The 11,360-nt window shown below is 66.0% G+C and carries 11 protein-coding genes; 3 read left to right on the top strand and 8 right to left on the bottom strand.

The window, feature by feature from the left end; all coding sequences use genetic code 11:
- From AWC31_RS05215 to AWC31_RS05205, 3 genes are read right to left on the bottom strand one after another with little or no spacing between them, the layout of a single operon-like run.
- Nucleotides 1-993 carry an ABC transporter permease gene (locus AWC31_RS05215; RefSeq protein ID WP_085143278.1) on the bottom strand — a complete coding sequence of 331 codons (993 nt, stop codon included), beginning with the start codon at nucleotides 991-993 and terminating at the stop codon, nucleotides 1-3.
- 12 nt (nucleotides 994-1,005) lie between these two features.
- Complete coding sequence (locus AWC31_RS05210) at nucleotides 1,006-1,935, bottom strand: ABC transporter permease (RefSeq protein WP_067850232.1); 930 nt, start codon at nucleotides 1,933-1,935, stop codon at nucleotides 1,006-1,008.
- A 19-nt stretch (nucleotides 1,936-1,954) separates the two neighbouring features.
- The gene (locus AWC31_RS05205; protein WP_067850233.1) at nucleotides 1,955-3,505 is read right to left on the bottom strand and encodes an ABC transporter substrate-binding protein; all 1,551 of its coding nucleotides are present in this window, start codon (nucleotides 3,503-3,505) and stop codon (nucleotides 1,955-1,957) included.
- A 317-nt stretch (nucleotides 3,506-3,822) separates the two neighbouring features.
- Here AWC31_RS05205 and AWC31_RS05200 point away from each other — a divergent pair, with 317 nt between their 5' ends.
- On the top strand, nucleotides 3,823-4,800 hold the full coding sequence (locus AWC31_RS05200; protein WP_085143435.1) for a 2-hydroxyacid dehydrogenase: 978 nt from the start codon (nucleotides 3,823-3,825) through the stop codon (nucleotides 4,798-4,800).
- Here AWC31_RS05200 and AWC31_RS05195 read toward each other — a convergent pair.
- A complete protein-coding gene (locus tag AWC31_RS05195; RefSeq protein ID WP_067850237.1) occupies nucleotides 4,797-5,723 on the bottom strand; it encodes a LysR family transcriptional regulator in 927 nt (308 codons plus the stop codon). The two genes, AWC31_RS05200 and AWC31_RS05195, sit on opposite strands and share 4 nt — an antisense overlap.
- Before the next feature lie 206 nt (nucleotides 5,724-5,929).
- Between AWC31_RS05195 and AWC31_RS05190 the strand changes: the two genes are divergently transcribed.
- Both AWC31_RS05190 and AWC31_RS05185 read left to right on the top strand, forming a co-directional pair.
- The gene (locus AWC31_RS05190) at nucleotides 5,930-6,322 is read left to right on the top strand and encodes an STAS domain-containing protein (protein WP_067850554.1); all 393 of its coding nucleotides are present in this window, start codon (nucleotides 5,930-5,932) and stop codon (nucleotides 6,320-6,322) included.
- 33 nt (nucleotides 6,323-6,355) lie between these two features.
- A complete protein-coding gene (locus tag AWC31_RS05185; RefSeq protein ID WP_085143276.1) occupies nucleotides 6,356-6,832 on the top strand; it encodes an ATP-binding protein in 477 nt (158 codons plus the stop codon).
- Here the strand turns inward: AWC31_RS05185 and AWC31_RS05180 are convergent.
- From AWC31_RS05180 to AWC31_RS05165, 4 genes are all read right to left on the bottom strand, one after another.
- On the bottom strand, nucleotides 6,805-7,248 hold the full coding sequence (locus AWC31_RS05180) for a response regulator (RefSeq protein ID WP_067850241.1): 444 nt from the start codon (nucleotides 7,246-7,248) through the stop codon (nucleotides 6,805-6,807). The two genes, AWC31_RS05185 and AWC31_RS05180, sit on opposite strands and share 28 nt — an antisense overlap.
- Nucleotides 7,245-8,822, bottom strand: coding sequence for a sensor histidine kinase (locus AWC31_RS05175; protein WP_085143274.1), 1,578 nt, complete (start codon nucleotides 8,820-8,822; stop codon nucleotides 7,245-7,247). Before AWC31_RS05175 ends, AWC31_RS05180 begins: the two co-directional genes overlap by 4 nt.
- The gene (locus AWC31_RS05170) at nucleotides 8,819-10,039 is read right to left on the bottom strand and encodes a PP2C family protein-serine/threonine phosphatase (RefSeq protein ID WP_085143272.1); all 1,221 of its coding nucleotides are present in this window, start codon (nucleotides 10,037-10,039) and stop codon (nucleotides 8,819-8,821) included. Before AWC31_RS05170 ends, AWC31_RS05175 begins: the two co-directional genes overlap by 4 nt.
- Nucleotides 10,040-10,373: 334 nt before the next feature.
- Nucleotides 10,374-11,222 carry a MerR family transcriptional regulator gene (locus tag AWC31_RS05165; protein WP_085143270.1) on the bottom strand — a complete coding sequence of 283 codons (849 nt, stop codon included), beginning with the start codon at nucleotides 11,220-11,222 and terminating at the stop codon, nucleotides 10,374-10,376.
- Nucleotides 11,223-11,360: the final 138 nt, after the last annotated feature.

Genomic DNA, 11,360 nt, shown 5'->3' with positions numbered 1-11,360 from the left:
TCAGGAGAGGCGCTTTGCGGCACCGGCGAAGCGGGACAGGCGTTTCTGCGGGACGGTGAGCCGCCAGCGCTGGCCGGGATCGGTGGCGATGCGCGCCCAGGCGGCGAGGATGGTGGCCGAAACCGTGGTGATGACGATGGCCAGGCCGGGGAAGAACGACAACCACCATGCGGTGTGGAGGTAGGTGCGGCCCTGCGACACCATGAGACCCCAGCTGATGTCGGGCGGCTGGATGCCGATGCCGAGGAAGCTCAGTGAGCTCTCGGCCAGCATGACGTAGCAGAAGTCCAGCGTGGCGACCGTGAGCAGGGTGGGCAGCACGATCGGCACGACGTGGCGCATGATGATCGAGCTCGCGCCGGCACCGAAGGTGCGTGCGGCGTCGACGAATACGCGGCTCTGCAGTTCGGCCGACTCGGCGCGTGCGGTGCGCAGGTAGACCGGGATCCTGGTGATCGCCAGCACCAGGATGATGTTGGCGGCACTCGGCGAGAACACGTAGAGGACCACGACCGCCAACAGCAGCGACGGGAAGCTCATGATGACGTCGGCGACCCGCATCGCGACGGTCTCGCGCCAGCCCCGGTGGAAGCCGGCCCACATGCCGATCATCGACCCGATCACCGCCGAGATGACCACGGCCGGAACGGCTACCGACAGCGTCGTGCGGCTTGCCACGATGAGCCTGGCCAGCATGCTGCGGCCCAGCGGGTCGGTGCCGAGAATGTTGGCCCAGCCGTGGGCGAGCGTGAACGGCGCCTGGTTGGAGTTGTCGAGGTCGATGTCGGTGGCGAGATCGCCGACCAGCATGGGCCCGAAGATGGCGACGAGGAACACCAGGGCCAGCACGGTGGCGGCGGCGGCCGCCACCCGGTCGTTGCCCAGCATCCGCAGCCATACGCCGGGGTCGCGGCGGCGCGCCGTCTCGGTGTCCGCCTCACCGACGATCGCCGTCGTCGGCTTCACCGGCACCAGGTCGATTTGTGTGCTCATATCGCTGAACTCCTAAACCTTCGCTGGTTCCCGCACCCGGGCGTCGAGTAGCGCGTAACAGGCGTCGATGACGATGTTGAGGATGAAAATGCTGACCGCGGTGAGCAATACGGCTGCCTGCAGGACCGCGAAGTCACGTTGCAGAATCGCGTCGATCATGAGTTTGCCGATACCGGGCCAGCCGAAGATCGCCTCGACCACCACCGCGCCGTTGATCAGGCCGACCGCGAGGTCGCCCGCGACGGTGAGCGCGGGGGCGGCCGCGTTGCGCAACGCATGGTGGCTGACGACCCGCAGATCGCCTGCGCCCTTGCTGCGCGCGAGCCGGATGTAGGGCGCCGAGAGTGCCGAGACCATCGCGCCGCGCACCACCTGGGTGAGCACGCCGAGCGGGCGGATCATCAAGGTCGCGATCGGCAGGATCCACGACAGCACACCGCTGTCCACACCGGATGTGGGCAGCCAGCCGAGCAGGACCGCGAACAACCACACCCCGGTGATCGCGAACCAGAAGTCGGGGATCGACGCCGCGGTCATGGACAGCAGGCTGGAGAACCGGTCGGCCAGCGAGTTGGGCCGGTAGGCCGCCCAGCAGCCGATGATGACCGCGCCGATGATGGCCAAAAGCATTGTGGTGACGGCTAATTGCAGGGTTGCGGGGAAGGCGCGCAGCGCCATCTCCGACGCCGATTCCCCGGTCCGCAGGGACGTGCCGAAGTCGAGGTGGATGACGCCCTTGAAGTAGTCCACCAACTGGGTGAGCATCGGCTGGTCGAACCCGTTGGCGGTCCGGAAGGCCTCGCGCTGCTCGGGGGTGGCCGATTCGGGCAGGTACAGGTTGGTCGGATCACCGGTGAGCCGGGCCAGCAGGAAGACGCCGAGCAGGACGATGATCAACGGGATGGCGCTCGTGTACATCCGGCGCCGGACGAAAGGGAACATTGCTAGGTCCTATTCCTCGTCACTGCTTGTCGGTGCGGTCGGCGGCGAACGTCATCTGAGACACCCGCATCTCGTCACCGGTCGCCGAGTCGGGCTGGTAGTCGACGCGTGGGGATTTCGCGAGCACACCAGTCATGTGTGCGATGTATGCGAACTGGCCGATCTCGTCGGGTTCGTCGGCGAAGATCTTGGCGTAGGCATCTTGGCGCTGTTGCCCTGTGAGCTCACCGGCCGCCTCGATCTTCTTGTCGAAAGCCGGTGTGCCGTAGGCACTCTGCGCACCGTCACTGCGCATGTACTGATCCACGCTGAACGCGGCGTCACCGGCCTGGTTGCCGTGCATGATCAGCGCGATGAACGGTCCGGCGCCGGCCGGGAACGGCTGCAACTGGTACTGCAGCTGTGCGGCGGTGTCCATCATCTCGATCTTGACGTTGAGGCCGATCTTGCTGAGCTCGTTCTGGATCACCTCGACGGTCTCGGTGACACCGGGGAACTGGCTGTTGCGGCCGATCAGGCGGATCTGGCGGTCGACCGGGACACCGTCGGCCCTGGCCTCATCGACCAGCTGCTTGGCCTTGTCGGGGTCATAGGGCCACAACTGCAGGTCCTTGTTGTAGCCGACGACACCCTCGGGGATCAGCTGCGAGGCCGGCTCACCCAGACCGCGGTAGATGGCCTTCACGATCCCGGTGCGATTGACCGAGTAGTTGATGGCGTGGCGGATCCGGATGTCGTCGAGTGGCGCCTCGGTCGCCGTGATGCGCAGTGCCGTGGTCTCGTTGTTGGGGAACGGCACGCCGAGTTCGCCTGCACCGTCCTCGGGCCCCACCGACGTACCGATGTCGGCCTCGTCGTTGACGACCATGGCTGCCCGCACGCTGCCCTCACTGCGCCACTTGTATTCCGCGCGAGCGAAATCCGGTTTCTTCCCCCAATACCTGTCGTTGCGCGCCAAGACGAGGTTCTGCCCGTAGTCCCACCGTTCGATGGCATATGGCCCCGTGCCGATCGGCTCGCGCACCTTTTGGGTCATGCTGGTGGTCTTAGGCACGATTTCGACGAACGAAATACGCAGCGGCAGAATCGGATCTGGCTTGGGTGTGCCGACGACGACGGTCTTGTCGTCGGGCGCGGAGACGTCGAGTACGTCGTCGCCGAACACGTATCCGTCGACATTGCACTGCAGGTCGGAGTTGACGGCCCGGTCGATGGAGAAGGCGGCGTCGGCGGCCGTGAAGGGCGTGCCGTCGGAGAACGTGACTCCCTGGCGGACATCGAAGGTCCATCGATCCGGCGCGGTTTGATGCCAACCGGTGGCCAGCAGCGGCAGCAGGTCACCGGTCTGCGGATCACGCTCGATGAGCGGTTCGGTGATGTTGGACCGCACGACCACGCCGGTGGAGGTGAGCGAGCTTTCGCAGGGCTCGAGCGTCGGCGGCTCCTGGGGCAGCACGATGCGCAGCGTGTTCGGGTCGTAGCCGCCATGCGAAGTGTTGGCGACGGTGCAGCCCGCGGTGAGCGAGCACGCGGCCAGCCCGGCAGCCGTAGCGACAAGGACGCGCCTCATGGATCCTCCAGATAGTGACGTCCACGTATGTGGATGCTGGTTGTGACCGCAGACACACGCTATGAAGGGCCGCCAGAGGCCGTCAACCCGCCGAAATCGGGTGAAACGCGGGCATCGAGCCGCTGAGCCGGTGAAGTTAGGGCACCGTAACTAGTGCTTTGAGCTGGCGTTTTGCGGTCATGAGCACCCGGCGATACGGGCAATGCACTGGTGTGCGGGCAAATTATGCAGCTTGCGTATCAACCCATGCTATTTCCGTGTTGGACGGGTATTTGCAGGCAGGCTTAGCGTAAGTGGATCCCGACCTAGGAGAACGTGTGCCGACACCCGATTCCACCCGCCGCGTCCTGCAGGTGGGCCCGCTCAAGCCCTCACTGGCCGAGACCCTGCGCAACACGTACGACGCCCTGGTCCTGCCCGACGGCTCCGAGCGTGCGGCGTTCCTGGCCGAACACGGCGCCGGGATCCGCGCCGCGGTCACGTCCGGGCGCACCGGCGTGAACGCGGAACTCATGGCGGCGCTGCCGAATCTCGGCGCGGTCGTGAACTTCGGAGTCGGCTACGACACGACCGACGTCGACGCGGCCGCCGCCAGGGGTGTGATGGTCAGCAACACCCCTGACGTACTGAGTGACTGCGTGGCCGATACGGCTGTCGGCCTGTTGATCGACGTGCTTCGCCAGTTCTCGGCCGCTGATCGCTACCTGCGCGCCGGACGTTGGCCCGCCGACGGCAATTACCCGCTGACGCACAAGGTTTCGGGTTCCCGCGTCGGAATCATCGGGCTCGGCCGCATCGGCAACGCGATCGCCACCCGCCTCACCGCATTCGGCTGCTCGATCAGTTATCACAATCGCAACGAACGCACCGACAGTCCATACGAGTACGTCGCATCTCCGGTCGAACTCGCCCGGCAGGTCGACGTACTGGTCATCGCGGCCGCCGGCGGCAACGCGACCCGCAACCTCGTCGACCGGGACGTGCTCGACGCCCTCGGGCCGAACGGGTATCTGGTCAACATCGCGCGCGGCAGCGTCGTCGACGAAGACGCACTCGTCGAAGCGCTGGCCGACGGCCGGCTCGCCGGTGCCGGGCTCGACGTGTTCGTCGACGAGCCGAACGTGCCCGAGCCGCTGCTGACGATGGACAACGTGGTGCTCCTGCCGCACGTCGGCAGTGGCACGGTCGAGACCCGGGCCGCCATGGAGGCACTCACCCTGGCCAACCTCGACAAGTTCCTGCAGTCCGGCGAGCTCGTCACGCCGGTGCCGATGCCCGCCGCGAGCAGGGGTTAACCGACGAAGTCCTCGACGAGGTCGTCGGTCGTCCACTCGCGCTGCGGCAGTACGTCGCGCAACAAGCGCAACAGGGCCGGATTGGTGCTGTCGCCGCGCCACACGGCGTCGAGTTCGACCGGGCGCTCCCGGAACGCGCCGATCGACCGGAACACCACCCCCTCCGGGTGCAGCGTCGCGGCCGACGCGGGCACCAGCGCGATCCCGATGCCCGAGCGCACCAGGACGAGCATGGTGTGCACCTGCGTGACGTACTGGACGTAGCGCGGGGTCGCGCCGGCGATCGTGAACGTGCTGATGAGCAGTTCGTTGAAGTACCGGGCCTGCACGGGCGAATACATGACCATGTCCTGGCCGTCGAGGTCGTTGAGGGTGAGCTGGCGGCTCACATCCACCAGCGGGTGCGACGCCGGTAAGGCGGCGATGAGCTGTTCGTGCAACAACGGGCGGGATACGAGGCCGGGGCGCTTGAGCGGCGGCCTGGCCATGCCCAGATCCAGCTCGCCGGTCATGAGGCCCTCGATCTGAACGGCGGTGACCATCTCCCGCAGGTCAAGCTTGACGTCGGGAAGCTGCGCCCGCGCGGCGTCGAGCAGCGGGGGCAGAATCGCGTGCGCCGAGGCCGCGGTGAAACCGATCACCACTGTGCCGAGATCGCCTGCGGGAACCCGTTTTACGTTGAGGGCGGCACCTTCGGCCAGCTGCAGGATGCGGCGCGCGTCAGGCAGGAAGGCCACCCCAGCCGGCGTCAGGGTGACCGACCGGGTGGTGCGGTCGATCAAGTGCACGCCGAGTTCGTTCTCCAGCTGCTGGATCTGGCGGCTGAGCGGGGGCTGTGTCATGTGCAACCGTTCCGCGGCGCGGCCGAAATGCAGTTCCTCGGCGACGGCTATGAAACACGACAGCCTCGACAGTGAGAACATCGCTGCAGCCTAACGACCGCGCGCCCGATAAATGCGCTAACGGCATGAATCGAGACGGACGCCGCCCTGGCCGGGCATTTACGGGGTCGCGGCGGGAGAACGCGAGGTGTGAGTTTCCGCCATCGGGGGTAAGAAGGTGTACGGCGTCGAGGTCGATAGACTCGTCGGCAGTGCCATCAGGGGCCACGAACACGTCGGAGGTGACGATGACTAGCCAGCCAGACCCGGCCGTTGGAGCCAGCAGCGCTGCAGCGGCGGCCAGCTGTGCAGTCGAAGAACGCCGGATCGGGGAGATCAGCGTGGTATCGGTGGCAGGGACGGTGGACATGCTGACCGCTCCGCAGCTCGAAGAAGCGATCGGTTCGGCCGCGAAGAGCTCACCGGCTGCGGTGGTGGTCGATCTGAGCGAGGTGGACTTCCTGGCCTCCGCCGGGATGGGCGTATTGGTGGCCGCACATGGCGACCTCAGCCCCGAGGTGAAAGTCGCCGTCGTCGCGGACGGCCCCGCCACCAGTCGGCCGCTCAAACTCGTCGGGATCGCCGAAGTCGTCGACTTGTTCGCGACGCTCGACGAGGCGCTGTCTTCCCTGGCGACATAGAACCGGTCGCAATCGGGTAGCCACCAGGTCGTTATGACAGACGCAGCCGAGTCAGCGAACTTCAGCAAGGTGGACATCACCGCTGCCCCCGAACGGGCCGCGCAAGTGCGGCATGAGTTTTCGGATTGGCTGCGAAGAAATTTCACTCTCGATCCGGTCAAAGCCAGCGATGTGTTGTTGGCCGTCAACGAGGCGCTCGCCAACGCGGCCGAGTTCGCGTACGTCGGCGCGGCCGAGCCCGGGGTCATGCATGTGCGCGCCGACTACGACCGGGACGCGGCCACCCTCACCGTCACCGTGACCGACGAGGGCGCCTGGCGGATCAGCGAGAAGACCGAAGACCCGGCCCGCGGCCGCGGCATACCCCTGATGCACGCACTCACCGACCGAGCCGTCATCGACTCGACAGCCGCAGGCACGCAGGTATCCCTGCAGTGGCAAGATATTTCGGCGATTCCGACGGCAGTGGCCGACGTGCCGACTCAGAACTGCGGGAGCCGAACCACCTGAACGAAGAACTCGTCGATCTGGCGCACCGCACTCATGAACTGGTCCAGGTCAACGGGTTTGGTGACGTAGGCGTTGGCGTGCAGTTTGTAGCTGCGCAGAATGTCTTCCTCCGCCGACGAAGTCGTGAGCACGACGATCGGGATGTGACACAGGTCCGCATCGGATTTGATCTGCTCGAGCAGCTGCCGTCCGTCGTACTTCGGCAGGTTGAGGTCGAGCAGGATCAGATCGGGCCTCGGCGCGTTCTCGTACGCGCCGCGACGGTAGAGGAAGTCCAGACCCTCCTCGCCGTCGTGGGCGACGTGCAGGTTGTTCTTGATCTTGTTGTGCTCGAACGCTTCCCGGGTGATGAGCTCATCGCCGGGGTCGTCCTCCACCAGCAGGATGTCAATCGCTCGAGTGTCAGGATCGGTCATTCTGGTATTCCTTCCAGTTGGCCCGTGGGAACCTCGTTCGGCTCGGTGGTCGGTGTTGCGGGCAGGGTGAAGAAGAATCGCGTGCCCCCGGTGTAGGACGTATCGATCCAGATGCTCCCGCCGTGATATTCGACGATCTTCTTGCAGAGCGCGAGGCCGATGCCCGTTCCGCCGTACACGTCGCGGCCATGTAGCCGCTGGAAGATGACGAACACCTTGTCGACGAACTCCTCGGCGATGCCGATTCCGTTGTCCGTCACCGAGAATACCCAGTTGTCGGCATCGCTACCCGTGCCCGGCCAGTAATCGATGACGATACGGGGCGCGACGTCGGCCTGCCGGAACTTGACGGCATTGCCGATGAGGTTCTGCCACACCATCGTCAGTAACGTCGGGTCGCCATCGATATGAGGAAGCGGCTGCGCCGGTCGCACGACCTCAGCACCCGACTCATCGATGGCGGTCGACAGGTTGCTCATGGCACGGTCGAGCACCGCGTCGAGATCCACTTCGGTGTTCGTCGCATTGAGCCGCCCGACGCGAGAGAACGTGAGCAGATCGTTGATCAGTACCTGCATACGTTTCGCGCCGTCGACGGCGTAGCCGATGTACTCGGCACCGCGCTCGTCGAGCTTGTCCCCGTAACGCTTTTCGAGGAGCTGGCAGAACGAGGCCACCTTGCGCAAAGGCTCCTGCAGATCGTGTGAGGCCACGTAGGCGAACTGCTCGAGTTCGGCGTTGGACCGCCGTAATTCGGCGGCCTGCTCGTCCAGCGCCTCGCTGGCCGATCGCGACGCGTCGAGCTCTTCGACGATCCGCTGCCGCATGTCTTCGACATCTGCCGCGATCGCCCTAATGTCCTTCGGGCCTTTGGGGACAATGCGTTCGCCGAAGTTCCCCTGGGTGATCCTGCGGCACGACGCCGCGAGGCCACCCAGCGGTCGCGTCACGGCGCTGCGCACCGACACCGCTATCAGCAGCGCCATCGTGAAGAAACCCGCGACCATCGCGATCAGCACACCGTCCCGCCAGCCGCGGACCCGCGCGAGATCGTCGATACTCAAGTCCCTGGCCTCGGCGAGGTGGTTGTTCTGGACGTCGAACAACGCACGCAGCCGGTCGAATTCGACCCTGCCGCCCTCTGCCATGCTGTTGTCGATGACGGTGGGCTGACCGGGGGTCACGCTCGCGACGAGGGGCTCGGCATACGTCGTCCGCCACGTGGCGGCGGCCCGCTCGATCGCGTCGAGGTCGGCGATCAGGTCGCTGCGACCGGCCAGTTGCCTCCGGATTTCCTCCGCCGCAGCCGCTTCGGCTTGCCGACCCTCGTCATACGGTCCCAGGAACTGGCGGTCGGCGGCGATCGCGTACCCACGGACCGCGGTTTCCTGGTCCCGCAGTGCCGCCTGCAACTGATAGGCCGCCACCCGGGCCGGCTGGATGTCGTCGATGAGTTCACTCGTCATCGCATCGGTACGGTTCATCAGAAGGCCGCCTGCCACCGCGCCGGACAGGACGACAGCGCCCATGATCGACAACGCCAGGTTCAGCCAACCTTGCACCGTGAGTTTCATGTCGATGATCGCTCCACACGGATGACCGCGATGTCGTCGGTGAGCCCGCCGTGCGGTTGCGCGCGGGATTCGGCCTGGCGGATCAGGTTGTCGACGAATTCCGGGCCGGGCAGGTGTGCCAGCGAGCGGGCCATCGTGAGCAGGCCGTCCTCGCCGAGCCGTTCATCCCCGTCTCCCGCGTGCCCCTCGAACAGCCCGTCCGTGAGCAGCACGATGCCGTGGCCCTCGTCGAGTTGCAATCGGTTCACCGGCCACTCCGTGGCGCCGAGTCCGAGTGCCGCGCCGGCCGGTGGCTCAAGCCAATCCACGGTGCCCGTGCCATGCAGCAGCATGCCGGGGTGGCCGGCTCGGACGGCCGTGAAATGCCCGCTGGACGGATCCAGAGCCACGCTCAGAAGGGTCGCGAAGATCCCGCGGCCAGGACGCTCGGTCGTCAGGATGCGATCGAGTTGGTGCATTCGTTCGTTGCCGCGCAGACCCGCGAAAGTCAGGGCCCGCCAACCGATACGCAATGCCACGCCGACGGCCGCCTCATCCGGGCCGTGACCTGACACGTCACCGATCATCACGTGGACGGTGCCGTCGGGTGTCTGAACGACGTCATAGAAGTCGCCGCCGATCAGGGCGTCGCGCCGGCTCGGGAGCGACTGCGTGACGATCTCGACACCCGGGTTCTCATGGAGTAACGGGGACGGCAGCAAACCACGCTCGAGACGCGCGTTCTCCTGCTCGCGCATCCGGCTGGCATGCAGGTCGACCGCGGTGAGCTCGGCACGCTTACGTTCGATCGCGTAAAGGACGGCGCGCCGCAACATCTCGGGATCGACGCGGCCTTTGACGAGATAGTCCTGCGCACCTGAGGCGACCGCCGAGATCCCGAAGTGCTCGTCATTGAGACCGGTCAGCACGATGATCGGGATCGTGGCATCCCGGCGGCCCAGCCGGTGAAGGGCGTCGATACCGGTCGCGTCGGGCAGATTCAGATCGAGCAACACACAGTCGGGCCTGCGGTCGGCCACCATGCGCTCGGCGTCGGAGATCGACTGTGCCCAGATGAAGTCGATGTCGGCGGCGGCATCCGCGATCAGCTCTTCCACCAGCAACGCGTCCGCGCGATCGTCTTCGACCAACAACAACGACAGCCGGTGGGCACCGGGCGTGCTGAAGACACCGGTGGTGGACGCAGCCAGAAGCTGCGGGTCTAGCGGCGCGCGCATGGGAAATCACGTCCTTTACGTAATGCGGTCACCCCGGTCGCGCTGACCCCTGCTTTAGTGACAACTTCTCGACAATACCCAGTCACCGGCGTCAATTCAGCATCGGGAGCGTCTCACCCCGGCCAACGTGCCTCGTCACGATGCTGAACCGGCACGGCCACATCAAGGCCCAGGGCTCGAGCAGGCTCATGTCACCGACGGGGTCTGCACCGATTCCCACCCAGATCGTCTGGTACCCCAGTTCTTCGAGCTGGCGGGCGTATTCGATACGGGGGGGGCATCGCCCAGGCCGGGGGTGAGCCAGGCACCGTATGTGCCGAACTGCTCGTACACGTCAGTTGTCTCCTTGGGGGTGGGACACGGGCGGGGTGGTGCTGAAGATCGGCCAACAGATCTCGGTGGCGGTGAACACTGTCGGAGCCGAGGGCGTGGCGCCGATGTAGTGCTCGCGAATCGGCCCCTGGTCGGTGATGAGGTGCTCGTTGGCGTATACGCCCAGCGCTGCGTAACTGCGGTCGATGCCCTCCTCGTGACCGCCGGGGTGGGTGAGCACGGCGAATTCGGCGGCAGGCAGGACCTCGGCACGCACGCCCTCCGGTGGGCCCAACGAGGGTGGTGCGGGAATGAACAGGGTTGCCTTGCCCCGTGATTCGAGGAACAGCGCCCGGTCGTAGAGGCCGCCCGGCACGGCCGCCGACGGAGCGCCTGCTGCGGTGGCGACTGCGTTGCGCAGTGTCCTCAGCGTCGCGGCGAACCAGCTGTCGATCTCGGCAACCTCGACGGTGGCGGCGATGGACCACACGGCGAGCGCAGGTTCACGGCGCAACTCCACGTCGGGAGGGGTGCGCACGGGCGAGAGCAGCTCGCGCAGCGCCCCCACGGTGTCACGGGTCTGCTGCAGCTGCATCTCCATCTGTTCGAGATGAGTCTTGATGATCTCGGTGCGCGCCACGGCGTCATCCGTGCTCAGCAGCGCCTTGATGTCGGGAATCGACATGCCCAGAGTGCGGAACCGGCGGATGATGTGCGCGTGATCGACCTGGCTGGTGTCGTAGAAGCGGTAGCCGGTGTGGGCATCGATGTGGGCCGGTTCGAGAATGCCGATGTCATGGTAATGGCGTAGTGCCTTGCGGCTCAGGCTGGTCATCACGGCGAAGTCACCGATCGAAACCCGTGCTCCCATGGCATCCCTCCTCATACGATCCACCCGCGTTATCGGGTGAGGCCATCGTGCAGCTTCCCCTAAGGGGAAGGTCAACATCGCGGGCCGGCGCGGGGGACGCTGACCCGGCGAGCGGGCGGCACGGGTTTACAACATTCC

This window comes from Mycolicibacterium wolinskyi (genome assembly GCF_002101965.1).
GTDB classification, from domain to species: domain Bacteria; phylum Actinomycetota; class Actinomycetes; order Mycobacteriales; family Mycobacteriaceae; genus Mycobacterium; species Mycobacterium wolinskyi.
The sequence above is the reverse complement of the archived record's forward strand: the minus strand, read 5'-3'. Positions and strand labels throughout refer to the sequence as shown.

Excerpts from the sequence above, each read along its gene's own strand:
- AWC31_RS05215 (WP_085143278.1), bottom strand. The coding sequence starts at position 993 with ATGAGCACACAAATCGACCTGGTGCCGGTGAAGCCGACGACGGCGATC.
- AWC31_RS05210 (WP_067850232.1), bottom strand. The coding sequence starts at position 1,935 with ATGTTCCCTTTCGTCCGGCGCCGGATGTACACGAGCGCCATCCCGTTG.
- AWC31_RS05205 (WP_067850233.1), bottom strand. The coding sequence starts at position 3,505 with ATGAGGCGCGTCCTTGTCGCTACGGCTGCCGGGCTGGCCGCGTGCTCG.
- AWC31_RS05195 (WP_067850237.1), bottom strand. The coding sequence starts at position 5,723 with ATGTTCTCACTGTCGAGGCTGTCGTGTTTCATAGCCGTCGCCGAGGAA.
- AWC31_RS05190 (WP_067850554.1), top strand. The coding sequence starts at position 5,930 with ATGACTAGCCAGCCAGACCCGGCCGTTGGAGCCAGCAGCGCTGCAGCG.
- AWC31_RS05185 (WP_085143276.1), top strand. The coding sequence starts at position 6,356 with ATGACAGACGCAGCCGAGTCAGCGAACTTCAGCAAGGTGGACATCACC.
- AWC31_RS05180 (WP_067850241.1), bottom strand. The coding sequence starts at position 7,248 with ATGACCGATCCTGACACTCGAGCGATTGACATCCTGCTGGTGGAGGAC.
- AWC31_RS05175 (WP_085143274.1), bottom strand. The coding sequence starts at position 8,822 with ATGAAACTCACGGTGCAAGGTTGGCTGAACCTGGCGTTGTCGATCATG.
- AWC31_RS05170 (WP_085143272.1), bottom strand. The coding sequence starts at position 10,039 with ATGCGCGCGCCGCTAGACCCGCAGCTTCTGGCTGCGTCCACCACCGGT.
- AWC31_RS05165 (WP_085143270.1), bottom strand. The coding sequence starts at position 11,222 with ATGGGAGCACGGGTTTCGATCGGTGACTTCGCCGTGATGACCAGCCTG.